Genomic DNA, 23,114 nt, shown 5'->3' with positions numbered 1-23,114 from the left:
CGCCCGACCCGCCAGCACACCCGAACCGCCAGCCACCCCGAACCTCACGAGCTCCCGAACCTCACGAGGGGACCAACCACCGTGAAGATCCACAATACCGGCCGGACCAAGCGCTTCGCCCTCGGCAGCACCGTCGCGCTGACCGTCGCCGGGATGAACGCGCCCGCCGTCCTCGGCTTCGCCGGCCAGCAGTACCACCAGTACGTGATCAACCGCCCCGACTACAAGGCGGAGTACGGCCACTGGCAGACCCTCACGCTCCCCGCCGAGTTCCGGGTCAACGCCGTCCACGCCACGCTGCTGCGCACCGGCAAGGTCCTCATCGTGGCCGGCTCCGGCAACGACGAGAAGCGCTTCGACGCGGGCAGCTTCCGCAGCCTGCTCTGGGACCCGGCCGCGAACACCTACAAGCTGATACCCACCCCGGCCGACATGTTCTGCGGCGGCCACGCCTCGCTGCCGGACGGCCGCGTCCTGGTGGCCGGCGGCACCCAGCGGTACGAGAAGCTGGCGGGCGTGGTGAAGAGGGCGGCCGGCGTCATGCGGGTGCGCAACGAGAGCCCCGAGCGCGCCAGGACGTTCCCCAAGGGCACCGTCTTCGTCGGCCCGAACGGACGCGAGTACGCCTCCACCGTGCCGGTGACCGTCCCGGCCGCGGTGAAGACGGGCACCGGCAAGCAGACCGTCGTCACCGCCGGCGAGCAGCACGTGTTCGTCGAGGCGGTCGGCGAGGGCGCCGACTACGTCACCGACTCCCCCGCCCAGTACCGGATCAAGGGCCTGGCCGGGGTCGACGCCCGCAACCTGTACGGACAGAGCACCAAGCTGACCCTGGACAAGCAGGAGTACCAGGGCATCCGCTCCGCGTTCGAGTTCAACCCGGACACCGAGCTGTACGAGCAGGTCACCGACATGGCGTACGCCCGCTGGTACCCGACGCTCACCGGACTGGGGGACGGACGGGTGGTCACCGTCTCGGGCCTGGACGACACCGGGGAGATCCTCAACGGCAACGACAACGAGATCTACGACCCGAAGAACAAGACCTGGTCCAAGGGCCCGGACCGCTACTTCCCGACCTACCCGTCGATCTTCCTGACCGCCTCCGGCAAGCTCTTCTACTCGGGCTCCAACGGCGGCTACGGCCCGGCCGACAAGGGCCGCGACCCCGGGGTGTGGGACCTGTCGAACAACGGCTTCCAGCCCGTCCCCGGCCTGCGCGACCCGGCCCTCACCGAGACCTCGTCCTCGGTGCTGCTGCCGCCCGCGCAGGCCCAGAAGGTGATGGTGCTCGGCGGCGGGGGCGTCGGCGAGTCGCCGCTGTCCACCGCCCGCACCGACATCGTCGACCTCTCCGCCGCCAAGCCCGCCTTCACCCCGGGCCCGGACCTGCCGGCCGGCGGCACCCGCTACCTGAACAGCGTGATCCTCCCGGACGACACCGTGTTCACCACCGGCGGCTCCAGCGGCTACCGGGGCCGGGGCGCCAGCGACCTGCTCAAGGCGCAGGTGTACCACCCGGACACCAACAGCTTCAGCACCGCCGCCGAGCCCGCCGTCGGCCGCAACTACCACTCCGAGGCACTGCTGCTGCCGGACGGCCGGGTGGCCGTGCTCGGTTCCAACCCGCTGTTCGCGGACAAGGCCGAGACCACGCCGGGCGGCTTCGAGCAGCGCATCGAGATCTACACCCCGCCGTACCTGTTCCACGGCGACCGCCCACAGGTGGCCGCCGCGCCGGAGGCCGCGAAGCTCGGCACCACCGTGCGGATCGGCACCGTCCGGCCGGACGCGGTCGCCACCGCCAAGCTGATCCGGCCGAGTTCGGTCACCCACGTGACCGACGTCGAACAGCGGTCGGTGGCCCTGGACATCAGCGGTCGCACGGCCGACGGGGTCTCGCTCACGCTCCCCGCCAACCCCAATCTGCTGCCGCCCGGCTGGTACATGCTGTTCCTGACCGACGCCGCCGGTACTCCGTCGGTCGCGCGCTGGATCCAGGTGACCGGCTGAGCGACACCGGGTGCGTCACGGCCTGGTACGGACCCGGACTGGTGCAGACCCGCACTGGCGCGGACCCGCACTGGTGCAGACCGACACTGGTGCGGATCAGCCCCCTCAGCGGGCGGCCTGCGCCAGGCCGAGCGCGTACGGCAGCCAGAACTCGCCCGCCCGGGGCTCGCCGCGCCCGCACTCGCCGTCCGACTCCCCCGGATTCTTGATCCACAGGTAGGCGTCGACCCCGGCCCGGCCGGTGTCGGCGGTCGGCCGCTCACCGAGCGCGCGGCCGGGCGGGTTGCACCAGGCGTCGCCGCCCAGCGGGCCGTTGCCGTTGCGGCTGGTGTCGATGACGAAGTGCTTCCCGCCCAGGGCGGCGGAGAGCTGGCCGCCGTAGGCCGTGTTGCGGCCGGTGTCGTAGAAGTTGGCGACGTTCACCGCGAAGCCGTCCGCCGCCGCGATCCCCGACTTGCGCAGCGCGGTGGACAGTTCGGCCGGGTCCTGCGACCAGCCGGGGTTGCCCGCGTCCAGGTAGACCCGCACCTGCGGACGCTTCTTCAGCTCCTGCACGGCGAAGGCCAGCAGGCCGTACCGCTCGGCGGCCAGGTCGCCCTTGATCCCGCAGCTGTCCAGGGTGTGCGCGACGGCGTCCGGCTCCAGCACCACCCAGGCCTTGCGGTCGCCGAGGGCCTCCGCGACACCGCTGATCCAGGCCCGGTAGGAGGCGGCGTCGGCGGCGCCGCCGGCCGAGTACAGGCCGCAGTCGCGGTGCGGGATGTTGTAGGCGACGAAGACCGCCGTCCGGTCCGCCTCGGCGGCCCGGCGGCTGACCTGTTCGGCGATCTCCTTGGCGCCCTGCTCGCCGAGCCACTGCGAGGAGGGCTGGGCGGCGATCCGCAGCAGCGTGTCGGCCTCCGCCGGCCGGCCCTGGCCGCGCAGGGCGGTCACCTGCCGGGCGGCGTTGGTCTGGTCGGAGACGTAGAAGGCCTGGCCGGGGAGCTGGGCGAGGCCCGCGGGGCCGGTGCCCGGGTTCGCGGCGGAGGCGGTGGGCGCGGCTGTGGGTACGGCGGCGTTCCCGCCGGCCGCGGCACCGGCCGATGCGCCGCCGCCCGGGCCGCCGGGTGATCCCTTGGCCGATCCGGCGGTCGAACCGCTACAGCCCGCGGCCCCCGCCAACAGCACGACCAGGGCCGCCCCCACGGCCCGTCGGATTGCCACTACCCGTCCCACCCGGCGCACGTACCGCCCCTCCCCCCAGAGCCGGTCCGGCGACCGGTCGGCACCAGCTAAGCACACCGGCCACCGCCCGCCCGCGACGGGCGGTGAACGCCGGGTGGCCGTGAGCGGGCGGACGGGCGACCCCGCCCGCCCGGACCGCCCCTCACCCAACTCCCGGGCGCTCAGCCCCAGGTGCTCAGCCCTGCTTCAGGTTGGGCACCTGCCAGTCGATCGGCTCGCCGCCGAAGCCGTCCAGCGCCGTGTCGATCTGCGAGAACGGGCGGCTGCCGAAGAACAGCTTGGCCGACAGCGGCGACGGGTGCGCCCCCTGCACGACCACGTGCTTGGACGTGTCGATCAGCGGCAGCTTCTTCTTCGCGTAGTTGCCCCACAGCACGAAGACCACCGGCTCCTCGCGCTCGCTCACCGCCTTGATCACGGCGTCGGTGAACTTCTCCCAGCCCTTCGCCTTGTGCGAGTTGGCCTCGTGCGCGCGCACCGTGAGCACCGCGTTGAGCAGCAGGACGCCCTGTTCGGCCCAGTGCATCAGGTAGCCGTTGTCCGGGGCGGGGATGCCGAGGTCGGCGTCCAGCTCCTTGAAGATGTTGCGCAGCGAGGGCGGCGTCCTGGTGCCGGGCAGCACCGAGAAGCTCATGCCGTGGGCCTGGCCGTCGTCGTGGTACGGGTCCTGCCCGAGGACCAGCACCCGGACCTTCTCGTACGGCGTGGCCTCCAGCGCGGCGAACTCCTGGCCGCTCGGCGGGAACACCTGGTGCTGCGCACGCTCGGCCGCCACGAAGGCCGCCAGCTCGGCGAAGTACGGCTTCTCCGTCTCGGCGCCCAGCACCGGGCGCCAGGACTCGGGCAGCTCCAGCCCGCCGCCCTCGCCGGCCTCCACCACGCCCGCCTCGACCGTGTCCGTCACGACATCTACCTCCCACACCGCGGCTGTTGTGCCGCACGCCCTCTTTCACCCCGAACGCTACACAGCCCCACCGACAACTCACTCCGCCGAAGCCGCAGAAGGCGCAGAAGGCAGCGCGGACCCACCAGGCAGCGGGGCCCCAGCGGGAACTACAGGCAGCGCCGACCCCGAGGGAGCCACCGGCGCGGGGTCCGAACCGGCCGCCCGCACCACCCGGACGTGCTCCACCACGTTGAGCGCCACCAGCAGCACCGCCAGTGCCACCAGCACCGCCAGCGCCGGCAGCCGCACCACCGCCGGCGCCAGCCCCAGCACCACCGCCGCCGCACCAAGCCGGGTCGTCGCCACCTTGCGGAACATCATCCAGCGGGTGTATCCGAAGGTCAGCAGGTACAGCCCGCACCCGCCGTACAGCAGCGCCACCGACCCCGGGCCGAGCGCCTGCCACGGGTCCGCGACGGTCTCCCCGAAACCGACCGCCACCCCGATCACCCCGGCGGCCAGCGCCAGGTGCCCGTATTGGAAGATCCGCCGGACGACGTCCCGCCGGGAGTCGGCGACCTCGACGGCGTACCGCATGGCGTCCGCCGCGTACACGAAGTACTGCCACCACAGCCCCGCCGAGATGGTGAACGCCGCGGCCACGGCGGCGAGTTCGGCCACGTCCAGCCGGGCGCCGGCCGCCGTCCCGCCGATGCCGACGATCGACTCGCCGAGCGCCACCAGCAGGAACAGCGCGAACCGCTCCGGCATGTGCGAGGGGTGGTACGCCACCGCCGCCAGCCGCCGCCGGAACACCAGCGGCGCGGCCAGGTCGCAGAGCGCTGCCGCCGCCCACAGGGCCAGCCGCGGCCCGTCCGGCAACAGCCCGCCCACGACCAGCAGCGGCCCGCTGACCAGCACGCCGGCGCCGTACGGGCCGCGCCAGACGCCCGGCAGGCGGATCAGCAGGAGCAGCAGCACCAGCCGGGCCAGCCAGTACGCGGCGCCGAGCAGCACGCCCCGCCCGCCGTACGCGCCCGGGACGGCGAGCGCCATGAACAGGCCGGCCAGCCCGACCGCCAGGATGCCGAGGCGGTCCCGCAGGTTGTCCACGTCCCTGATGTTGGCCTGCACGGTGGTGCCCACCCAGCACCAGTACACCGGCACGAACACCACCAGCGCCCGGACCAGCCCGGTGGCGTCGTGGTGGTGGTGCAGCAGCCCGGAGACCTGGGTGATCGCGAAGACGAAGACCAGGTCGAAGTAGAGCTCGGCCCAGGTGACCCGCTTCTCGTCGACCTCCCCGCCGACGCCCCCGACACCCCCGGCATCCCGCCGTGCCTCCGGCAGCCCCGCATCCCCCGTCGCACTCATTGCGCCGTTGCCTCCCCACAGGTACGAAACGGGCCCCGCCCCGGCGACCGACCGGAACGGGGCCCACGACAGCACCGCAGAGGCTAGACCAGCTCGACCAGGTCCGCGATCGACTTGACCACCCGGGTCGGCCGGTACGGGAAGCGCTCGACGTCGGCGGCGGCGGTCAGGCCGGTGAGCACCAGGATGGTCTCCATGCCGGCCTCCATGCCCGCGACGATGTCGGTGTCCATCCGGTCGCCGATCATGACGGCGGTCTCGGAGTGGGCCCCGGCGGTGTTCAGCGCCTCGCGCATCATCAGCGGGTTGGGCTTGCCGACGAAGTACGGCTCGACGCCGGTCGCCTTGGTGATCAGGGCCGCGACCGAGCCGGTGGCCGGCAGCACGCCCTCGGGGGACGGGCCGGTCTCGTCGGGGTTGGTGCAGATGAACCGGGCGCCCTGGTTGATCAGGCGGATCGCCTTGGTGAGCGCCTCGAAGCTGTAGGTGCGGGTCTCGCCGAGGACGACGTAGTCCGGGTTGTTGTCGGTCAGCACGTAACCGGCCTGGTACAGCGCGGTGGTGAGCCCCGCCTCGCCGATCACGTAGGCGGTGCCGCCCGGGCGCTGGCCCTTGAGGAACTTGGCGGTGGCCAGGGCGGAGGTCCAGATGCACTCCTCCGGCACCTCCAGGCCCATCCCGGCCAGGCGGGCGCTGAGGTCGCGCGGGGTGTAGATGGAGTTGTTGGTGAGGACCAGGAACGGCTTGCCGGACTCCCGCAGCCTGCGCAGGAACTCCTTCGCGCCAGGAATGGGCGTGCCCTCGTGGATGAGGACGCCGTCCATGTCGGTCAGCCAGGACTCGATGGGCTTGCGGTCTGCCACGTAGGTGTCTCCTTGGTCTTGCAACGGTTCTGAACGATTTCGCACATCGCTCCGGACCGGACACCCTCGGCCGGCCGGGCGCCACTGGCTGCCCCAACACGGACCAGCCTAGAGCCTGCCTCCTCGGGCCGACCGGGGCGGCCCCGGACGGGAACGACCACGGCACGCCTGCGGCAACGCATCCGCGTGCACCACTTCCGCCCGGGCACGGCCGCGGTGCGAATGGAGGCAGTCGGCCGGTGGGCGGGTTCGTCCGCGCAAACGCGCTACGCCGATGAGGGGACCACCGGGCGGTTCGTACCGGATCTTCCCGTGCGCTCCTGACCAGCGAAGTCGCACAGGAAGTCGGACAGTTCCGGTCCGGCTTTCGGCACGTCGGCGCGATGATCGAAGGGACAGGCGGGCCGCTCGGTGTTCTTGTTCTGGTGAGAGCCGGTTCGGCTCTCGTCACCGTGGCATCCGTGTTCGGCTGTGCTGCCGGGCGCGTGAGCCCATCCTTCCCAGAACAGGGCCCCATGAAGATCCATCGCATAGCCGTCGCAGCTCTTGCCGTCGGCACCTTGCTGGCCGGAGGCACGGCTGCGGCCGTGGCCAACACCTCGACGAACACACCGAGTTCAGCATCGACCGGTCAGACCCGCAGGGACGCCGTGGCCTGCGCGGTCGCCACCGTCTCCTCGTCGGTCGCCGCCTCCAACGCCTCCACCGCGGCAGCCGCGGCGCAGGCCGACGCCGCGTCGGCCGCCGCCGCCCTCAAGACCTTCATCGCGGCGACCCAAGCCGTGCCACCCAACGCCGCCGCCGAGGCCGCAGCCGCCACCAGCGCCAGCGCCGCCGAGGCCGCCGCGGTCACCTCCTCCGCCGCTGCCGCCACCGCGGCCGCCACCGCTGCCACCGCCAGCGCCGCCGCCGTGAAGGCCTGCGCCGTTGCGGTGACCCCCACCGCCTGAGACGGACGCGCGGCATCGCTCGGCCGCCGGGTCAGGCCGTGGCGCGAAGCCTCCACGGCCTGGCCCGGCTTGGCCCGGCCCGCTCTCGCGAGCCGTGCCCGTGCCCGTGCCCGCAGCAGCCGCCGCAGCCGCTGCCGCAGCGGGCACGGCACCACGAACACGGGGGTCTCCATCAACCCGAAGGGAACATCATGCGACGCATCCGCACCATCCCGGTCCTCGCCAGTTCCGTCGTCCTGACCGCCGTGCTGGCCGCGCTGGCCCCCACCTCCGCACAGGCGGCCGTGGCCTGCAACGAGACGGCGCTGGTCGCGGCGATCAACGCCGCCAACAGCGCCGGCGGGGGCAACGTCGTCCTCGCGACCGGCTGCGTCTACACCATCACCTCGTCGCACAGCAGCGACACCGACGGCGCGAACGCGCTGCCGATCATCACCACCGCCATCACCCTGACCGGTAACAACGACACCATCACGCGCTCGACGACGGCCGGTACGGCCGGCTTCCGCATCGTCAAGGTGGCCGCGGGCGCCAGCCTCACCCTCAAGGGCAACGTCACCCTCAGCAACGGCTCCGCCGTCACCGACGGCGGCGGCATCCTCAACTACGGCGCGGTGACCCTCACGGCCAGCGCCCTGACCGGCAACACCGCCCAGGGCAGGGGCGGCGGCCTGGCCAACGAGGACGTCGGCGCCCCCCAGAAGGGGGCGGTGGCGACCTTCACGAACAGCACCGTGGCCAGGAACAGCGCCACCGGCCAGGGCGGCGGGATCTACAACGGCCTGCGCGGGTCGCTCACCACCACCAGCAGTTTCATCGACGCGGGCAACAGCTCCGGATCCCAGGGCGGCGGCATCGCCGCCATCGACTCCACCTCCACCACGCTGACCAGCACCCAGATCAGCGCCAACCAGGCCGTCATGACGGCCGGCGGAATCTACCGGCAGAACGGCACCATGACACTCACCACGACACCGGTCAGTGGAAACACCCCCGACAACTGCGTCGGCAGCTCCCCCTCGGTACCCGGCTGCGTCGGCTGATCCGTCAACTGCCCTGAGGCGCCTTGCCCCCATGCCGTCCGACGAGCGAGGACGCGAACCGACGTCCGCCCCGCCTCCCGGCTCCGCCACTGCGAAACCGGGAGCAACCGGGCGCCTCGTGATTGAGTGGGCGCATGAGCGCCTCGACCCCCTCGTCCTCCCCGGACCGCCCGTTCCGCGTCGGCCTGATCGGCTACGGCCTGGCCGGCTCCGCCTTCCACGCCCCGCTCATCGCCACCACGCCGGGACTGCGGTTGGACGCCGTGGTCACCGCCAACCCCGAGCGCCGCGAGCAGCTGCGCCGCGAGCACCCCGGCGCCCGCGCCGTCGACACCCCCGAGCAACTGCTCGCCGACCCGGACGCGCTCGACCTCGTCGTCGTCGCCTCGCCCAACCGCACCCACGCCCCGCTCGCCCGCGCCGCCCTGCGCGCCGGGCTGGCCACCGTCGTCGACAAACCGCTGGCCGGCACCGCCGCCGAGGCGCTGGAGCTGTGCCAGCTCGCCGAGGCCCGGGGCACCCTGCTCTCCGTGTTCCAGAACCGGCGCTGGGACGGCGACTTCCTGACCGCCGCCCGGCTGGTCCGGGGCGGCGCGCTCGGCCGGGTGCACCGCTTCGAGTCCCGTTTCGAGCGGTTCCGCCCGAAGCCCAAGCCCGGCTGGCGCGAGCTCGCCGACCCGGCGGAGGTCGGCGGCACGCTGTACGACCTGGGCAGCCACCTGGTGGACCAGGCGCTGACGCTGTTCGGCCCGGTGGAGACGGTGTACGCGGAGGTCGACGTGCGCCGGGACGGCGCGGTCGTCGACGACGACGCCTTCCTCGCCCTCACCCACGCCTCCGGCACCCGCTCGCACCTGTGGACCAGCGCCATCACCCCGCTGATCGGCCCCCGGCTGCGGGTGCTCGGCGACGCCGCCGGGTACGTCAAGCCCGGCATGGACCCGCAGGAGGCGGAGCTGCGGGCCGGGCACCGACCGGACGGCGCCCGCCCGTGGGGTGCCGACCAGCCCTCGCAGTACGGCACCCTCGGCACCGACGAGTCCTCGATCGCGCTGCCCACCGAACCGGGCGACTACCCCGCCTTCTACGCGGGCATCGCCGCCGCCCTGGCCTCCCCGGGCACCCCGCCCCCGGTCGACCCGCGCGACGCGGTGGCCACCCTGGCCGTCCTGGAGGCCGCCCGGGCCTCCGCCGCCACGGGCACCACGGTCCGCCTGGGCTGAGCGGCTGCCGGGCCTGCCGCCCCCTCAATTCCACTTCTAAGCTGCTTAGATGATCGGCCGAAGGGGCGGCAGGCCACCAGCGCGAAGAGCGGCGGCCCCGTCACACCCCGATGACCTCCACCGCCGAGCCCAGGCCCCGGAAGTCCGCGACGTTGCGCGTGTACAGCGGCAGGCCGTGGGCCGAGGCCACGGCCGCGATCATCAGGTCGATCCGACGCGGACGCGGCTGCCGGCCGGCCGCGATGGTGAGGGTCACCAGCGTGCCGTAGCGGGAGGCCGCCGCCGCGTCGAAGGGCAGCGGGTCGAAGTCGGCCATCGCCGCGCCCAGCACCTCCAGCCGGGCCGCCCGGCTGACCGCGTCGCGGGCCATCGACACACCCTGTTGCAGCTCCGCGAAGGTGATCGCGGTCAGCTCCGGCACGGCCGGCAGGTTCGCCGGGGAGAGCAGGGCCAGATCGATGTAGACACAGGTGTCGAGCACCCCGGCCGGCCGCCGCCGGGCTGCCCGCCTGCGCTCAGCCACGCCGCCGCTCGAACGGGTCGTCGCCCTCGTCACCCACCAGTTCCTCCGGGCCGAAGTACTCCTCGGCCTCCTTGCGCATCTGCTGGTAGTCCACCCGCGGCAGCTTCACGTGCCGCGCCACCAGCTCCTCCGCCGTGAGCCGCCGCCGCCCGGACACCGGTCGCAGCTCCGCGACCTCGACCCCGTTCCTGGTGATGTGGAAAGTCTCCCCGGCCTCCACCGCATCCATCACCGCGGCGGAGTTGTTCCGGAACTCCCGCTGGGTAATCGTCTTCATCCCTCCACGGTAGCCCCGCGTAGCACCCTCGGCTACGCCCCTGCACCGCCCCACGAAAGCACCTCGGCGCGACGGGTGCGCCACGGGTGCGCCACGGGAATTCCGCGCCGGGCGGGAACTCGGCGGGCTCGGCGATCGTCCTGAACGTCTGAAGTCCGGCCCCGAGTCCGTGGGGCCCCAAGTCCGTCACGTCGAAGGAGGAGCAGCGCATGACCGTCGTCGCGATGCTCCTCGGGCTGCTCCGGGTGCTGACCGGGGAGCTGGTGACCGAGGGCGGGACGGTCGCGTCGGTGGCGGCGGTCGCCGCCGTGGCGCTGCTGGCCGGTGCGGTCGCGGGCACGCTGGCGGGGGCACGGCTGCTGGGCGCGCGGGCGCCCACGGCGGTGCGCAGCGGGGTGCTGCGGCGGCGCGCGTTCCGTACGGCCTTCCTCCCGCAGCGCGATCCCGATGCCCGGGGCAGGCGACGCCCGAGGGCGCCGGGTGCGGCCCCGGCGGCCGCGTAGCTTCGTCGTCTTCCGCCGTTCCACGCGGCCGTCCTCCGTCGACCACTCGTTTTCCGAGACCCCCGGAGGGCTCGCTCCACCATGTCCGTTCTCGCTGTTCTCGACCCGGCCGTCGCCGTCGCCCATGCCGCCGTCGCCGCGCTGGCCCAGGTACTGCCGACCGCGCTGGCGATCGTCCTGTTCACCGTCGCCGTCCGGCTGGCGTTGCATCCCTTCGCGCGCGCGGCGGCGCGGGGGGAGAAGTCGCGGGCGCGGCTGGCGCCGAAGGTCGCCGAGGTGAACCGGAGGTTCAAGGACCGCCCGGAGAAGCTGCGGGAGGCGCTCGCCGAGTTGTACCGGGAGGAGCGGGCTTCGCCGTTCGCGGGGTGCCTGCCGATGCTGGTGCAGGTTCCGTTCTTCTCGGTGATGTACCGCCTGTTCACCACCCCGAACGGCCTGCTGGACCACACCCTGTTCGGCGTGCCGCTCGGCCTGCACGTCGGGAGCGCGCACGGCGCCGGGCAGTTGGCGGTGTTCGGCCTGCTGTACGCCGGGCTGGCGGCGGTCGGGTACGTCAACTTCCGCCGGGCCAGGCGGGCGGCGGCCGCGCAGCCGACCCCTCAGCCGGGGGCGGGGCTGCTGCCTTACCTGTCCTTCGGGTCGGTGCTGTTCGCGATGCTGGTGCCGGTGGCCGCGGCGCTCCACCTGGTGACGACGAGCACGTGGACGGCCGCGGAGCGGGCCTGGCTGCACCGGGGTGGCGCACCGGCGCCGACGGCGGCGGCGCTCGCGCTGTGAGCCTCGCGTTGTGAACACCGCCGCCGAACCCGCCGATCTCGCCGAGGCCGCCGACCCCGCCGGCCTGCGTCAGAAGTGCCGCAGCAGTTCGGGGAAGGCCGCCAGTTGCAGGGTCGCCTCGTCGGGGCCGAGGTCCTGGTGTTCCAGGACCCAGGTGTGCTGGTGCGGGATGAAGACCGTGCGCAGGCCGGCCCGGCGGGCCGGGGCGATGTCGGACTTGGGCGAGTTGCCGATCATCCAGGTCCGGTCGGGGTCGAGGCCGAGCTCGGCGCCGAGCCGCCGGTAGGTGTCCGCCGACTTCTCGGCCACGATGTGGACGCCCCGGAAGTGGTGGTCGATCGTGGAGGCCGTCACCTTGCGCTGCTGCTCGTCGAGGTCGCCCTTGGTGAGCAGCAGCAGGTGGTGGCGTCCGGCGAGGTCGGCGAGGGTGTCGGCGACGCCGGGGATCAGCTCGATCTCGCGGCTGCTGAGCGGAGTGAGGAGGCCGTCGATCCGGGCTTCTTCGGCCGGGGTGGGGGTGCGGTCGCCGTTCAGCCGCCGCAGGCAGTCGGCGAGGCTCTGCCGGAACACGGCGGCGCCGTAGCCGAGGGCGGCGGAGTTGGCGGCTTCGATCTCGTCGAGGACGGCCCTGGCGCGGTCGCGGTCGGCCGGGGTGGCGACCCAGTCCAGGAAGCCGTCGATGACGCGCTCGAAGAGGACGTTGTTCTCCCAGAGCGTGTCGTCGGCGTCGAAGATGAGGGTCTGGTCGGTGTGCATCCGGGTGTGCTCCAGCGGGGTTCGGAAGGTCAGGCGGGGGCGTCGAGCAGGCGGGCGGCCCGGTCGAGCGTCTCGCGGAGGTTCTCCTCGGTGGTCCGCTGCCGGGCCTCGGCGATGGTCAGCCACTCCAGCGGGGCGGCGGGGTTCTCCGGCCGCGCCCGCTCCGGGGTGCCGGTGGCCAGCAGGAAGCGCAGGTCGGCGTGTTCGTGGGCCGGTTCGACGGGCGAGGCCGGGACGGGCACGACGGCGAGGTGGACGAGGGCGGCGTCGGGCCACGGGGTGAGGTCGGTGAGCCCGGTCTCCTCCAGGCCTTCGCGCAGCGCGATGTCCAGTGGCCGGGTCTCCCCCGGGTCGCCGTGGCCGCCGACCTGGAGCCAGGCCTGCTGGCGGACGTGCCAGCGCAGGAGGACGCGCCGGGTCGGCGGGTGGACGATCAGCGCGGAGGCGGTGAAGTGCAGCGGCGTCCCGCGGTCCCAGGCGTCGGCGGCCCCGGTGAGGTGGCGGACGCGCTCGTGGTCGGCGGTCTCCGTCGGGCCCTGCGGCCGGTGGCCGGCCAGCAGTTCGGTCAGGCCCGGGCTGTGCGCCGCGCCGCCTGTGGTCACCATGATCAGCACTCCTCGTTGCGCTCCGGACCACGTCAACGTCAACCGGCTTGCGGGGGCGGGTGATCGGGGCCGGGGCTTCCGGTTCCGGCGAACCCGCGAAGCCTAGCCCCGGGGCCCTCCGGCGGCCCACCGGTTTTCCTCCCGGGGCCGCCCGGCAGCCGGCTCCCCCCTCTCCGGACGGCCACGAAGGGCCGGTCGGGGCGGCGCCCGGGAGGCCGTAGCCTGTGGTGATCGTTTCGGGACAGGTGGAGGGATGTCGTCATGGTGGCTGCTCCGGCGCTCGCGGACTTGCGCGAGGTGTGCCAGCCGCAGGCCAAGCTGCAGAGCCGCAACGGTGAGCACTGGGCGGGACGGCTGTACATGCGCCGCATCTCGCTGCGCACGACCCGGCAGTTGGTGCGCACCTCGGTGTCGCCGAACACCCTCACCTGGGTGATGGTGGTCTGCGGGGTCGGCGGCGGGGCGGCCCTGCTGATCCCCGGTCTGACCGGCGCCGTGCTGGCGGCGGTGCTGTTCCAGCTGTTCCTGCTCTTCGACTGCGTCGACGGCGAAGTGGCGCGCTGGAAGCGCCAGTTCAGCATGGCCGGGGTCTACGTGGACCGGCTCGGCGCCTATCTGGCGGACGCGGCGCTGATGATCGGCGCGGGCGTGCGGGCGGCCCGGGGCGGGTCGGAGCTGTGGGTGTCGGTGGGCCTGGCGGCCGCGCTGGGCGTGGTACTGCTCAAGGCCTCGACGGACCTGGTGGACGTGGCCCGGGCCCGCAGCGGGCAGGCCCCGGCGGACGAGGAGTCCACCCAGCCGCGCTCGCAGGGCATCGCGACCGCGCGCCGGCTCGCCTCGGTGTTCAAGATCCACCGGGTGACGAACGGCATCGAGGCCTCCCTGGTGCTGCTCGCGGCGGCCGCGGTGGACGCGGCGCTCGGCAACCTGGACGCGACGCGGGCGGCGGTCGCGGGGATCGCGGTGATCACCTGGGGCATGGTGGTGGCGCACCTGGCGTCGATCCTGTCCTCCTCGCGCCTGCGCTGAGCGGGCCGCGCCGCTGCGCGCGGGCGGCTGCCTACGCGCGGGTTTCGGCCCGCGCGCAGGTCTCGGCCTGCGCGTGGGGCTCGGCCTGTACGTCGGCTTCGGCCCGCGCGTGGGCGGCGAGGATGGTGTCGAGGAGGCCGGGGAAGCGCTGTTCCAGGTCGACGGCGCGCAGGGCGGAGAACTTGCGGTTGGCCTCCTCGCGCTGGTGGATCAGGCCGGACTCGCGCAGCACCTTGAAGTGGTGGCTGAGGGTGGAGGGGGCGACGTCCACCGGGAAGGTGCCGCAGGCCCGCTCGGGTTCGGCGCGCAGGATGCGCACGATGGTCATCCGGGTGGGGTCGGAGAGCGCGTGCAGGACGTCGAGCAGGTCGATCTCCCCGGTCGCGGGGTGGGTGAGCGCCGGCCGGCGCCGGGTGCTGCGGGGCATGATCCGACCTCTCTGATCTGCGTTTGACCTGCGTCTGATCCGCGTCTGATCCACTTCTGATCAACATCTGATCTGCGCCTGATCTGCGATGTTCGACAATCATCGAAACTGCGTGGTACCACTGCCTCACGTCAATTTCGCCGTTCGTCGAACATCGTAGTCGAGGGGGACCGACATGCGCGCACTGGTGATGACCGCACCCGGTGGGGCCGAGCACACGGAGATCCGGGAGGTCGAGGCCCCGAGCCCCGGCCCCGGCCAGGTGGCGGTCGACGTCGCCTACGCCGGGCTGAACTTCGTCGACGTGATGGGCCGCCGGGGCGACGCCGGCTACGTCACCGCCTGGCCCTACCGACCGGGCAAGGAGGTGGCCGGCACCGTCCGGGCGGTCGGCGAGGGCGTCACCGGACTGGCGGTGGGCGACCGGGTGGTGGCCGCGCCCGTCGGCGGCGGCCTGGCCGAGGTGGTGCTCGCCGAGGCCGCGCTCACCGTGCCCATCCCGGACGGGCTGGCGCTGCGCGAGGCCGCCGCCGCCCCGCTGGGCCTGGCCACCGCCGTGCTGCTGCTCACCGACGCCGGACGGCTCACCGCCGGGGACACCGTCCTGGTGCACTCGGCCGGCGGCGGGATCGGCCACGCCGTCGCCCAACTGGTCCCGCTGATCGGGGGTGGCGGTCGGCTGATCGGCACGGTGGGCCGCCCGGAGAAGGCGGCGGCCGCCGTCGCCTCCGGCTACGACCACGCCTTCGCCCGCGACGAGGCGCTGCCGGAGGCCGTCCGGGCCGCGACCGGCGGCCGGGGCGTCGACCTCGTGCTGGACCCGCTGGGCACCGAGGCCCTGGAGCTCGACCTCGAACTCACCGCGCCCAACGGCCGGATCGTCCTCTTCGGCAACGCGGGCGGCGGCGCCGTCGCCGACCTCCCGCCGCTCGGCCGCCTGATGGCCGGGAACCTCACCGTCACCGGCTTCAGCCACCGCGCCCTGGCCGCCACCGCCCCCGAGCGGCTGGCCCGAGCCATCCGCACGGTCCTCGACCTGCTCGCCGCCGGTGACCTCACGCTGCCGGTCACCGAAGTCCCCGGCCTGACCGCCGTCCCCGCCGCGCACGATGCCATGGCGGAGGGTCGGGCCACCGGCAAGTACGTGGTGCGCGTGGCCGGTTGAGCCCTGCCCCGGGCGGCGCCCCTTGCGCAGGAAGTCGGGTGGGCCGACTTCCTGCGCAGAGCGCGGAGCGCGGAGCCTGAAGCGCGGAGCCCGGAGCGTTGGAGGCCGGGCGGGTCAGGGGTTGTAGAGGCCGCCGGCCTCGCCGGGGTCGCCGGGGCCGTTGTAGCCCTGAGGACGGCCCTGGTTGCGCGTCCCGGGCCTGTTGGTCTCGACAAAGCGACAGGCGGCGAAGTGCACGTCGCCCATGCCGGGCCGCAGGATGTCGCTCAGCAGCACGTCGCCGTCGAAGACGATCGAGCGGCCCGCGAGTTGGGGGTCGGTCAGCGTGGCGACGTTGATGACGGCGGCGGCTGGCGTCCCCGGGTCGAGTTCGACGTCGTACCCGCCGCCCACCGGGCTGGCGATCGCCGGGTTTCCCCGGATGGTGAGGCCGCTGGGGTAGGAGATGGTGTAGTTCTGCAGGCTCCGCCCGCCCACCACGGTGCGCGTGGCGCCACGGTCCTGCCCCTGTTCCACGCTGCCGCCCCGGTTGGCGCCGTTCTCCACCTGCCCGCCCAGGTCGTCGGGGAGGACCATCCCGTGCTGCGTGTAGAAGTGCACCCTCGTCCCCGCGGGCACCCGGAAGGTGCCGTTCGCGGCCTCCCAGGCGCCGTGACCGCTGAGCACGAGACCGTCCGTACGCGCGGGCGCGGTGTTGTCGGCCTCCCAGTCGTCGTCCGGGTTCTGGTGATTGATCATGGGCCGGTTCTGGTCGGCCGCGCGCTGGATCCCGGTCGCGCGGAGCATCTGCACGACGGCCGCGTTGCCGTGGCTGCTCTGGAGGCCGAGCAGCGACTGGGCGGCGGCCTGCGCCCGGTTCGGGTTCCTGGTCGCCGGCTCCGAAGTGCGGGCCGGCGTGCGGGCCTTGCCGGCGGCACCCTTGGTCCTGTCGTGGGCGTGCATCGTCCCCCTCTCGACTCGAAAGCTCACTCTCCTGGATATCGGTGGCGTCGGCCCGGGCGCCAGGTCCGTACGGGCAGTGCCCGCTGCCTGAAGGCGCACCGCGCGGTGCCCTGCCGCGCCGAGACCTCGCGCGGTGGTCAGGCCGCGGGTATGCCCGCCGCGTAGAGGCCTGCCCGGCTGCCGCGGTAGGCGACGCCGCCGAAGGCCGTCAGCGAGAGCCCGGTGTACTCGGTGCCGAACTTGGCCGGATCGTCCTGCCATTGAAGCCGGCCGGTGGCCAGGTCGAGGGTGTGCAGCCGACCGTCGTTCAGCGCCACGTAGACCCGGCCGTCGGCGACGGCCATGGTGCTCATGCCCCGGCCCAGGCCGTCCGGCACCGAGGAGGTCCACCGGCTGCGGCCCGTACTCGCCTCCACGGCGACGACCCGGTCGTTGTCGAGGAGGCAGAGCGTCCCGTCGGCGACCGGGGCGGGCCGGACACCGGGGTGGCCGAGATCGTCACGCTGCCAGAGCACCCGGCCGGTCGCCGCGTCCAGGGCGGAGACGGTCGAGGCGGCACCGGTCGAGGCAGAGGCGGTCGAAGTGGCGCCGGTCGGGGCGGAGGCAGCGGAAGTGGACAGGTAGAGGACGCCCTCGTGGACCACGGGCCGGTCGACGAGCTTGCCGACGGCGGGCTGCTCCCAGCGCCGCTCACAAGTCTTCGCGTCGAGGGCGGAGATCCCGCCTGCGGGGGCGGCGAGGTACACGGTGCCGCCCGCGATCGCCGGCCCGCAGGCGGCCTCCAGCGGGCCGGCCCACCGGGCCTCGCCGGTCGCCGCGTCGTAGGAGTGGACGCGGCCGTCGCAGGTCACGAACACGTCCCCGCTGACGGTGGGGCCGTCCGTCCATCCGGACAGGTAGCCCCCCGGCGCGGGCACGGCCCATCGGACGGCTCCGGACGCGGCGTCCAGGGCGTGGACGTGGGAGTCGGTGGTCACGCAGACCAGTCCGTCGCCTGCGGCGATCGGCCAGCCGAAGTTGCTGTCGGCGGGATTGTGCGAGGTGACCTTGGCGCTCCAGCGCGGGGTGCCGGTCCGCAGGTCGAGGGCGCTGACCGTGCCGTCGAAGTCCGCGACGTAGAGGTCGGGCTGCGGGGTGGCCGACAGGGCGACCCGGCTGCCGGTACCGGTCCTGCTCCAGACGCGGTGGCCGGTGTCGGCGTCCCGCCGCGCCCACCAGCCGATGCCCCCGACGGTGACGGCGGCCCCCGCCACACCGGCGACGCCCAGCAGCATGCGCCTGCGGCTGACGTGGGGGCGGACGGGATCGGTCTGCGATTCGTTCGAGGTCACACCGAAGGTGACCGTCTGCGCCCGCCGCCGGTTCCACCGCGCGGGCGAGCTTCACAAAAGGCGCCGAGAAGGGCGGCCAGGATGCGGCCGGGATTCTGAAGGCTGTGCGCAGGAAGTCGGACCGGCCGACTTCCTGCGCGGGGACTCAGGTCAGTCGCGTGAAGCTTACCCGCCCGGTCATCCCATCAACGTTCCGGGCTCCTCGAGCCACACGTGCTGTTCACCGGTCGGCGTCATCGTCACGCCGAAGCGGGTGAGGTCCGGTTCGCCGTCGGCCAGCCATCCCCGGCGGGCGCGGACGATCTCGTCCCACAGGCGGCGGGGCCCGGCCTGCTGGACGGCGTCGGCGGCGCCCCAGTCGTGGTGGCGGACGGACGCCCAGGAGCCGACGCCGTCGGAGAGCTGCATGCGGTAGGTGCCGCCGGGGTCCGTGTCGTCCCAGGTGTGGTGATACCGAACGCCGGGCACCCGGAGGCCGATGGCGAACGCCACGTCCACGTTCTCCAGCGCCAGCTCCGGGTCGATCGGCGACGAGCCCCGGTGGATCGGCCGGTCGGTCGGTTCGGTCACCGGGTGGGGGCGCTGGCTGCGGACCCACATGAAGCTGACGTTGTCCACGAACCTGCCGTGGGAGGGCTCCCCCGGACCGCCGACCACCAGGCGCAGGAGTCCGGCGTTGGCGTAGGGCGTGCCCCAGGGGGTGACGATCACGCCGCCGGGGCGGGTCTGTTCGAGCCAGGCACGCGGCAGTCGGCGAACCGCCGCCGTGGAATGGACGCGATCGTAAGGCGCCCGGAGGGGCTGGCCTTCGAGGCCGTCGCCGGTCGAGCAACTGGGGTGGAAGCCTGCTGCGGTGAGTCGTCGGGCCGCTGCGGCGGCGACCGCTCGATCCACCTCCACGGTGGTCACGTGGGCGTCGCCGAGCCTGGCGGAGAGGAGCGCGCTCGTCCATCCGGTGCCGGTGCCGATGTCGAGCACGGTGTTCCCGTCGACCACGTCCAGGTGCCGGAGCATCCGCGCGACGAGGGACGGCATGGAGGCCGAGGAGGTGGCGATGCCCGGCCCGGTATCCAGGCCGTCATCGATCTGGGTGACCACCACCTCGTCGGCGTTCACCAGGGCCCACCAGGCGTCCGGGTGGTCGGTCCGGGTGATCAGGCCGTAGCCGGTCGGCCTGTCGCCGTCCGGGGCCCAGACGGAGTCCGGGACGAAGGAAGAGCGCGGGGCACGCTCGAACGCGCCCCGCCACCCCTCGCCCAGTGCCCCCGCTGATTCCATTCGGGTCAGCAACTGTGCGTAGTCGTCCATCAGTTAGCGCTCACTTCTTCGGCGGCGTCACGGGCTTGGTCCACTGACCGTCGGACTCCTTCGGGGACTGCTTCTTGTCCCCGTCCTCGCCACCCTTGCCGTCTCCGTGCTCGCCCATTCCGGCTCCTCTCGATCGGTGCCGGTCATTCGGGTGCCGGCAAGGTCCTGTCCAGCACGGTAGAGGCCCAACCTTGCTGGCGTGAGCGGCATTTCTCCGTATTTCTCCTGTGCGCGGCGAGGCTTCCGCAGGTTTCTCAGGTGGCTGCCAGTGCCAGCGTCGAGCGCGCACGGGCGATCAGCCGGTGTGCCGCGGGGCCGTACACCGCAGCATCGTGCAGCTTGCCCCAGACCTTCCGGTACAGCGCGATGTCGACGGGTTCATCGAGCCACAGCTCGGCGTTCCACGTCTCGACGATCGTGAGCCTGTCGTCGTAGATCCAGAAACCGTGCTTGGGAATGACTGTCACCGGAGCCCCGAGCGGAACGATCCCCACCTCAACCGTGTCGAGCCCCAGCAGGCCGCCCAGTCGGTCGAGTTGAGCGGCCAGGACGTCGGGCGGACAGATCTGCACGTACAGTGCGGCCTCGGACATGATGAAGCGGAAGCGCTTCCCTCGCTGGTAGAGGGACTCCTGGCGCTTCAGCCGGGCACATACTCCTTCCTCGATGTCACGCGGCCCGTCATCCAGATCGGTTGCGTGAGTCAGGACGTGGCGGGCGTATTCCGCGATCTGGAAAATGTCCGGGATGATGGCAGGTTCGTAGCCGGTGGTCACCGCCGTCTCCCGGCCGTGCCTGACTCCGGCTTCCTCGCGCACCCGGTACCCGCCGGCCAGCACCCGCTTCCATCCCCGATAGCGGGACTCCAGGCCTTGCAGCCTGCCTTTCAACTCGGCGGCGGCCTCCGGACGCCCCAATGCTTCGGCCCACGCGTGAAGATCCGCGGGAGTGGCCGTCTGCTTGCCGTTCTCCAGCTTCGAAATCTTCGACGCCGGCCAGCCCAGTCGTCCGGCGAGGTCGCGGCCGTTCACGCCCGCCTCGGTGCGCAACTCCCGTAGCCGCACACCGAGAGACAGCCGGGCCTGCTGAAAATCGGTACTCACCACCCGGAGGCTACCTGTCGACCGAACTCGCACGTCGGAACCGCGAAGTGCCGTGCGGCATCGCAGGCTTGGCGCTCGGCAAGCACTGCGGGGGTGACCGTGCAGTCGTGGAGGTGACGGGCTCGGGTTTCGCAGAGGGCGCCGAGGAGGGAGGCCAGGAGGTTGAAGGTCAGGAGGCCTAGCATCGGCGGCGGTCCCGCTCACGCTTGTACTCGCGGAGGAGGGCGAGGAGGTTGATGAGGGTGCTCGCCGGGATGTTGCCGAGGGAGACGAGGGCGCGGCCGTCGAGGTTGGTCTCGCCGGCCTGGGCGGAGGGCCAGAGGAGCCCGAACTCGCGACCCTCGGTCCGGAGTTCGACGATGAGTCCGGTGATCTGGCGGGCCGTGAGGTGGCGCAGCGCCGGATCGGCCGGGTGGATGGGGTGGTGGGCGATCACGCGACACCGTCCAACTCGAACCAAACGATTTTGCCCAGCTTCAGGGGGTCGACGCCCCAGCGGTGGGTGAGGCCGGCGACCAGCTGGAGGCCCCGGCCGGACTCGGCGAGCGGGCACGGCGTTCGCTGCTCGGGGAGGGCGGAGGAGCGGTCCGCGACGGTGACGCGGAGGGTGTTGGAGAGGGGGTCGGAGAGGAAGTGGATGAGGACGACGGGGGAGGTCGTCTCGCCGTGACGCCAGGCATTGACGATCAGTTCGACGAGGGCGAGCTCGGCGTCCGCGATGGAGGAGGAGGGCCAGCCGACGCGGGCCATGCCGTCGCGGAGGGTGTCGCGAGCGAGGGTGAGGGAGGGGGAGTTGAGGTTACGCACGATGTCTCCCAGTGACGGAGATGGGTGCTCTTCAATGCCCGAGCGGCACTACCGACAATCCGCTCGGTGAGCGGTGCATCACAGACTGTAGGGCATGCGATAGCAAATTTGCTAGCGAGGCCAGGAAGATATGCCTATCTGCTCGCTGGACTCGCCACACACCGACGATGGATGCTGGGAAGATGCCACCTACCCCAACCGCACGCCGCAAGCGCGTCGGCATCGAGCTGCGAAAGATGCGAGAGGCCGCCGGACGCACAGCTGGAGACGCTGCCGCCGTTCTCGGGCTGGACCGGAGCAAGGTCACGCTGATCGAACAAGGCGCCTACCCGGTCAGCGCTGAACGGGTGCTTGCGCTCGCCGCCGAGTACGAGGAGGCCGACTCTGCGTACGTCGACGCCGTCGCCGAGATGGCCGCCGACCGCACCAAGGGGTGGTGGGAGGAGCACAGAGGGCTCGTCCCACCAGGGATTCTTGAGATCTCCGAAGTTGAACACTATTCCAGCGCGTTGGTGACGTATCAGATCTGCCATGCGCCCGGGCTCATGCAGACCGAGGAGACAGCTCGCGCGATCTTCCGAGAGGTCTATCCTCCGCTGCGGCCACTGAACATCGAAGCGCGAGTCGAGAACCGGATGCGGCGAGCAGAGCTCCTGACACGCAGCGATCCACTGGAATACGAAGCAATCGTGCACGAGGCCGCGCTGCGCATGGAGTTCGGGGGGAACGGCTGTCGCCAGAGAGCAGCTGAAGCAGTTGCTCGTGCTCTCGGAGGCCCCCAACGTGACACTGCGCGTATTGGAGTTCAGGGCCGGCGGATTCAAGGGTGCGGGCCACGCCGTGCTGTATGCAAGCGGGCCGGTACCCCGCCTCGATACGGTCCAGCTTGACTCCGTAGGATCGCCAGCGTTCCTGACCGAGATGAACCAGCTGGAGAACTACCGGAACATCATCGGGGCGATGCGTGATCGCGCGCTCGATCCATCGGCCTCCCGTGACGTGATCTCCAGCATCATGAACAGCCTGTGAGGGATCCCGTGGAATGGCGAAAGCCCAGTGCCTGTGGCGACGGCAATAACTGCCCAGAGGTCGCCATCACCTCCGACGCCGTCTACGTCCGCAGCAGTCTGCTCCCCGACGCCATCGCCCAACTCACCCCCACCGAATGGCGCGACCTCGTCTCCGCCATCCGCGCCGGCGAGTTCGACGTCTGATCCACCACGCAGGGCGGGCCGTTCGTCGAACGGCCCGCCCTGGCCGTCCCCTTGAGCCCCTTCCGCCCCTGCTAACCCAGCAGTCCGATAACCCCATATTCACAAGACGGCCTGATCCCACCGCTCCCCAACCACCCCCGTACGACCATCGGTTTGCCGCCGAGGAGGGCCGGGGTAGTGCCGAGGAGTTCGCACTCCCACGGACTCCAAGTCCGGTGCGAGCGCTGATGTTTAGACATTGCGAAGGGATCGATATCCATGAACAGGACCCTCCGGAACGCCCTCGTGGCAGTCGCCGCCGTCGGCGCCCTCGGCGCCGCCGCTGCCGCCCCCGCCATGGCCGCAGGCACCGCGCCGGCCCAGCCGACGGCCCGGGTTCAGGCCCAGCTCAGCAACCCGAAGACGGTCAAGGCCGACGACTTCAACAAGGCCCGCGACATCCTGATCAAGGCGGGCAGCAAGACGGCCGAGAAGACCCACCCGTCCCACGGCGTCAAGGACGTCCCCGTCTCCTACGGCACGAGCCTGCTCGCCGAGGCCCGCGACGAGTTCCGCGCGGCGGACAAGAACCTGCCCGAGAAGGACAAGCAGTCCGGCATGTCGCACGCCCACTACAAGGCCGTCCACGACGCGGCCAAGAAGATGGGCATCGACACCTGGTAACCCCGCCCGGGGGGGGGGGGGGGGGGCGCCGCCGCCCCGCCCGGCCCGCCCGGCCCCCCCCCCCAGCCCGCGCCGCCGCGGGCGCGCGGCGGGCGCGGCGCGGGCGGC

General features: G+C 72.5%; 27 protein-coding genes. 12 read left to right on the top strand and 15 right to left on the bottom strand.

The features are described 5' to 3' along the window. Positions 1 to 153 precede the first annotated feature (153 nt). Positions 154 to 2,013, top strand: coding sequence for a galactose oxidase-like domain-containing protein (locus ACFV61_RS16940; protein ID WP_380492359.1), 1,860 nt, complete (start codon positions 154 to 156; stop codon positions 2,011 to 2,013). Between the two features lie 105 nt (positions 2,014 to 2,118). Here ACFV61_RS16940 and ACFV61_RS16935 read toward each other — a convergent pair whose 3' ends face one another. The 4 genes from ACFV61_RS16935 to ACFV61_RS16920 all read right to left on the bottom strand — a co-directional run bounded on the left by ACFV61_RS16935 (position 2,119) and on the right by ACFV61_RS16920 (position 6,360). Beyond that, positions 2,119 to 3,216, bottom strand: a complete 1,098-nt coding sequence (locus ACFV61_RS16935) for a glycoside hydrolase family 6 protein (protein WP_380492353.1) — start codon at positions 3,214 to 3,216, stop codon at positions 2,119 to 2,121. A 196-nt stretch (positions 3,217 to 3,412) separates the two neighbouring features. Then, positions 3,413 to 4,141 carry a uracil-DNA glycosylase gene (locus ACFV61_RS16930; RefSeq protein ID WP_244293451.1) on the bottom strand — a complete coding sequence of 243 codons (729 nt, stop codon included), beginning with the start codon at positions 4,139 to 4,141 and terminating at the stop codon, positions 3,413 to 3,415. 78 nt (positions 4,142 to 4,219) lie between these two features. Next, positions 4,220 to 5,497, bottom strand: coding sequence for a low temperature requirement protein A (locus tag ACFV61_RS16925; RefSeq protein WP_380492351.1), 1,278 nt, complete (start codon positions 5,495 to 5,497; stop codon positions 4,220 to 4,222). An 83-nt stretch (positions 5,498 to 5,580) separates the two neighbouring features. Beyond that, positions 5,581 to 6,360 (bottom strand): HAD-IIA family hydrolase, encoded by a 780-nt coding sequence (locus tag ACFV61_RS16920; protein ID WP_063349252.1) that lies wholly within the window; start codon positions 6,358 to 6,360, stop codon positions 5,581 to 5,583. A 515-nt stretch (positions 6,361 to 6,875) separates the two neighbouring features. Here ACFV61_RS16920 and ACFV61_RS16915 point away from each other — a divergent pair. The 3 genes from ACFV61_RS16915 (at position 6,876) to ACFV61_RS16905 (ending at position 9,576) form a co-directional block, all read left to right on the top strand. Next, positions 6,876 to 7,310, top strand: coding sequence for a hypothetical protein (locus ACFV61_RS16915; RefSeq protein WP_380492349.1), 435 nt, complete (start codon positions 6,876 to 6,878; stop codon positions 7,308 to 7,310). A 191-nt stretch (positions 7,311 to 7,501) separates the two neighbouring features. Continuing rightward, positions 7,502 to 8,353 carry a hypothetical protein gene (locus tag ACFV61_RS16910; RefSeq protein ID WP_380492347.1) on the top strand — a complete coding sequence of 284 codons (852 nt, stop codon included), beginning with the start codon at positions 7,502 to 7,504 and terminating at the stop codon, positions 8,351 to 8,353. Between the two features lie 134 nt (positions 8,354 to 8,487). Further along, the gene (locus tag ACFV61_RS16905) at positions 8,488 to 9,576 is read left to right on the top strand and encodes a Gfo/Idh/MocA family oxidoreductase (RefSeq protein WP_371518782.1); all 1,089 of its coding nucleotides are present in this window, start codon (positions 8,488 to 8,490) and stop codon (positions 9,574 to 9,576) included. A gap of 100 nt (positions 9,577 to 9,676) precedes the next feature. On the opposite strand, the gene ACFV61_RS16900 is transcribed toward ACFV61_RS16905, so the two are convergent. Continuing rightward, the gene (locus tag ACFV61_RS16900) at positions 9,677 to 10,099 is read right to left on the bottom strand and encodes a type II toxin-antitoxin system VapC family toxin (protein WP_380335072.1); all 423 of its coding nucleotides are present in this window, start codon (positions 10,097 to 10,099) and stop codon (positions 9,677 to 9,679) included. Continuing rightward, positions 10,092 to 10,376: a type II toxin-antitoxin system Phd/YefM family antitoxin gene (locus tag ACFV61_RS16895; RefSeq protein WP_063349249.1), complete on the bottom strand. Its 285-nt coding sequence runs from the start codon at positions 10,374 to 10,376 to the stop codon at positions 10,092 to 10,094. The genes ACFV61_RS16900 and ACFV61_RS16895 overlap by 8 nt, the downstream gene beginning before the upstream one ends. 209 nt (positions 10,377 to 10,585) lie before the next feature. On the opposite strand from ACFV61_RS16895, the gene ACFV61_RS16890 reads away from it, so the two are divergent. Together ACFV61_RS16890 and ACFV61_RS16885 are read left to right on the top strand one after the other, a co-directional pair. Then, complete coding sequence (locus ACFV61_RS16890; RefSeq protein WP_063349248.1) at positions 10,586 to 10,879, top strand: DUF6412 domain-containing protein; 294 nt, start codon at positions 10,586 to 10,588, stop codon at positions 10,877 to 10,879. 81 nt (positions 10,880 to 10,960) lie between these two features. After that, a complete protein-coding gene (locus ACFV61_RS16885) occupies positions 10,961 to 11,656 on the top strand; it encodes a YidC/Oxa1 family membrane protein insertase (protein WP_380335076.1) in 696 nt (231 codons plus the stop codon). A 69-nt stretch (positions 11,657 to 11,725) separates the two neighbouring features. Here the strand turns inward: ACFV61_RS16885 and ACFV61_RS16880 are convergent, their stop codons facing one another. Then, positions 11,726 to 12,412: an HAD family hydrolase gene (locus ACFV61_RS16880; protein WP_380335079.1), complete on the bottom strand. Its 687-nt coding sequence runs from the start codon at positions 12,410 to 12,412 to the stop codon at positions 11,726 to 11,728. Between the two features lie 29 nt (positions 12,413 to 12,441). Beyond that, on the bottom strand, positions 12,442 to 13,017 hold the full coding sequence (locus ACFV61_RS16875) for an NUDIX hydrolase (protein ID WP_380492345.1): 576 nt from the start codon (positions 13,015 to 13,017) through the stop codon (positions 12,442 to 12,444). Between the two features lie 261 nt (positions 13,018 to 13,278). Here ACFV61_RS16875 and ACFV61_RS16870 point away from each other — a divergent pair, with 261 nt between their 5' ends. Beyond that, positions 13,279 to 14,046, top strand: coding sequence for a CDP-alcohol phosphatidyltransferase family protein (locus ACFV61_RS16870; protein ID WP_380335084.1), 768 nt, complete (start codon positions 13,279 to 13,281; stop codon positions 14,044 to 14,046). 31 nt (positions 14,047 to 14,077) lie between these two features. On the opposite strand, the gene ACFV61_RS16865 is transcribed toward ACFV61_RS16870, so the two are convergent. Then, complete coding sequence (locus tag ACFV61_RS16865) at positions 14,078 to 14,473, bottom strand: ArsR/SmtB family transcription factor (RefSeq protein ID WP_380492343.1); 396 nt, start codon at positions 14,471 to 14,473, stop codon at positions 14,078 to 14,080. Positions 14,474 to 14,648: 175 nt separating this feature from the next. Here ACFV61_RS16865 and ACFV61_RS16860 point away from each other — a divergent pair, with 175 nt between their 5' ends. After that, on the top strand, positions 14,649 to 15,638 hold the full coding sequence (locus tag ACFV61_RS16860) for a zinc-binding alcohol dehydrogenase family protein (protein WP_380492341.1): 990 nt from the start codon (positions 14,649 to 14,651) through the stop codon (positions 15,636 to 15,638). Positions 15,639 to 15,752: 114 nt separating this feature from the next. Here the strand turns inward: ACFV61_RS16860 and ACFV61_RS16855 are convergent, their stop codons facing one another. From ACFV61_RS16855 to ACFV61_RS16830, 6 genes are all read right to left on the bottom strand, one after another. Next, positions 15,753 to 16,580, bottom strand: a complete 828-nt coding sequence (locus ACFV61_RS16855) for a putative adhesin (RefSeq protein ID WP_380335092.1) — start codon at positions 16,578 to 16,580, stop codon at positions 15,753 to 15,755. Positions 16,581 to 16,717: 137 nt separating this feature from the next. Next, positions 16,718 to 17,911, bottom strand: coding sequence for a PQQ-binding-like beta-propeller repeat protein (locus ACFV61_RS16850; protein ID WP_380335094.1), 1,194 nt, complete (start codon positions 17,909 to 17,911; stop codon positions 16,718 to 16,720). A gap of 177 nt (positions 17,912 to 18,088) precedes the next feature. Further along, positions 18,089 to 19,219, bottom strand: coding sequence for a methyltransferase domain-containing protein (locus ACFV61_RS16845; RefSeq protein WP_380492338.1), 1,131 nt, complete (start codon positions 19,217 to 19,219; stop codon positions 18,089 to 18,091). A gap of 254 nt (positions 19,220 to 19,473) precedes the next feature. Next, on the bottom strand, positions 19,474 to 20,322 hold the full coding sequence (locus tag ACFV61_RS16840; RefSeq protein ID WP_380335099.1) for a helix-turn-helix domain-containing protein: 849 nt from the start codon (positions 20,320 to 20,322) through the stop codon (positions 19,474 to 19,476). A gap of 178 nt (positions 20,323 to 20,500) precedes the next feature. After that, positions 20,501 to 20,758 (bottom strand): hypothetical protein, encoded by a 258-nt coding sequence (locus tag ACFV61_RS16835; protein ID WP_371518753.1) that lies wholly within the window; start codon positions 20,756 to 20,758, stop codon positions 20,501 to 20,503. Further along, entirely contained in the window at positions 20,755 to 21,129 is a 375-nt protein-coding gene (locus ACFV61_RS16830; protein ID WP_380335102.1) for an ATP-binding protein, read from the bottom strand. Before ACFV61_RS16830 ends, ACFV61_RS16835 begins: the two co-directional genes overlap by 4 nt. Positions 21,130 to 21,149: 20 nt before the next feature. Between ACFV61_RS16830 and ACFV61_RS16825 the strand changes: the two genes are divergently transcribed. The 4 genes from ACFV61_RS16825 to ACFV61_RS16810 all read left to right on the top strand — a co-directional run bounded on the left by ACFV61_RS16825 (position 21,150) and on the right by ACFV61_RS16810 (position 23,006). Further along, positions 21,150 to 22,019 carry a Scr1 family TA system antitoxin-like transcriptional regulator gene (locus ACFV61_RS16825; RefSeq protein ID WP_380492357.1) on the top strand — a complete coding sequence of 290 codons (870 nt, stop codon included), beginning with the start codon at positions 21,150 to 21,152 and terminating at the stop codon, positions 22,017 to 22,019. Then, a complete protein-coding gene (locus ACFV61_RS16820; RefSeq protein ID WP_380492335.1) occupies positions 21,913 to 22,158 on the top strand; it encodes a Scr1 family TA system antitoxin-like transcriptional regulator in 246 nt (81 codons plus the stop codon). Before ACFV61_RS16825 ends, ACFV61_RS16820 begins: the two co-directional genes overlap by 107 nt. Positions 22,159 to 22,166: 8 nt before the next feature. Then, complete coding sequence (locus ACFV61_RS16815) at positions 22,167 to 22,343, top strand: DUF397 domain-containing protein (protein WP_380335108.1); 177 nt, start codon at positions 22,167 to 22,169, stop codon at positions 22,341 to 22,343. A 258-nt stretch (positions 22,344 to 22,601) separates the two neighbouring features. Further along, the gene (locus ACFV61_RS16810; protein WP_380492333.1) at positions 22,602 to 23,006 is read left to right on the top strand and encodes a hypothetical protein; all 405 of its coding nucleotides are present in this window, start codon (positions 22,602 to 22,604) and stop codon (positions 23,004 to 23,006) included. Positions 23,007 to 23,114: the final 108 nt, after the last annotated feature.

The sequence above is a fragment of the Kitasatospora sp. NPDC059817 genome, assembly GCF_042731835.1.
Taxonomy (GTDB): domain Bacteria; phylum Actinomycetota; class Actinomycetes; order Streptomycetales; family Streptomycetaceae; genus Kitasatospora.
This window is presented reverse-complemented; position numbering and strand designations above follow the sequence as displayed.

What these genes read in the sequence shown, in the direction of transcription:
- ACFV61_RS16940 (WP_380492359.1), top strand. Translation starts at nt 154, where the DNA reads ATGAACGCGCCCGCCGTCCTCGGCTTCGCCGGCCAGCAGTACCACCAG.
- ACFV61_RS16925 (WP_380492351.1), bottom strand. Translation starts at nt 5,497, where the DNA reads ATGAGTGCGACGGGGGATGCGGGGCTGCCGGAGGCACGGCGGGATGCC.
- ACFV61_RS16915 (WP_380492349.1), top strand. Translation starts at nt 6,876, where the DNA reads ATGAAGATCCATCGCATAGCCGTCGCAGCTCTTGCCGTCGGCACCTTG.
- ACFV61_RS16910 (WP_380492347.1), top strand. Translation starts at nt 7,502, where the DNA reads ATGCGACGCATCCGCACCATCCCGGTCCTCGCCAGTTCCGTCGTCCTG.
- ACFV61_RS16905 (WP_371518782.1), top strand. Translation starts at nt 8,488, where the DNA reads ATGAGCGCCTCGACCCCCTCGTCCTCCCCGGACCGCCCGTTCCGCGTC.
- ACFV61_RS16895 (WP_063349249.1), bottom strand. Translation starts at nt 10,376, where the DNA reads ATGAAGACGATTACCCAGCGGGAGTTCCGGAACAACTCCGCCGCGGTG.
- ACFV61_RS16890 (WP_063349248.1), top strand. Translation starts at nt 10,586, where the DNA reads ATGACCGTCGTCGCGATGCTCCTCGGGCTGCTCCGGGTGCTGACCGGG.
- ACFV61_RS16885 (WP_380335076.1), top strand. Translation starts at nt 10,961, where the DNA reads ATGTCCGTTCTCGCTGTTCTCGACCCGGCCGTCGCCGTCGCCCATGCC.
- ACFV61_RS16880 (WP_380335079.1), bottom strand. Translation starts at nt 12,412, where the DNA reads ATGCACACCGACCAGACCCTCATCTTCGACGCCGACGACACGCTCTGG.
- ACFV61_RS16875 (WP_380492345.1), bottom strand. Translation starts at nt 13,017, where the DNA reads ATGGTGACCACAGGCGGCGCGGCGCACAGCCCGGGCCTGACCGAACTG.
- ACFV61_RS16870 (WP_380335084.1), top strand. Translation starts at nt 13,279, where the DNA reads ATGGTGGCTGCTCCGGCGCTCGCGGACTTGCGCGAGGTGTGCCAGCCG.
- ACFV61_RS16865 (WP_380492343.1), bottom strand. Translation starts at nt 14,473, where the DNA reads ATGCCCCGCAGCACCCGGCGCCGGCCGGCGCTCACCCACCCCGCGACC.
- ACFV61_RS16860 (WP_380492341.1), top strand. Translation starts at nt 14,649, where the DNA reads ATGCGCGCACTGGTGATGACCGCACCCGGTGGGGCCGAGCACACGGAG.
- ACFV61_RS16855 (WP_380335092.1), bottom strand. Translation starts at nt 16,580, where the DNA reads ATGCACGCCCACGACAGGACCAAGGGTGCCGCCGGCAAGGCCCGCACG.
- ACFV61_RS16845 (WP_380492338.1), bottom strand. Translation starts at nt 19,219, where the DNA reads ATGGACGACTACGCACAGTTGCTGACCCGAATGGAATCAGCGGGGGCA.
- ACFV61_RS16825 (WP_380492357.1), top strand. Translation starts at nt 21,150, where the DNA reads ATGGGTGCTCTTCAATGCCCGAGCGGCACTACCGACAATCCGCTCGGT.
- ACFV61_RS16810 (WP_380492333.1), top strand. Translation starts at nt 22,602, where the DNA reads ATGAACAGGACCCTCCGGAACGCCCTCGTGGCAGTCGCCGCCGTCGGC.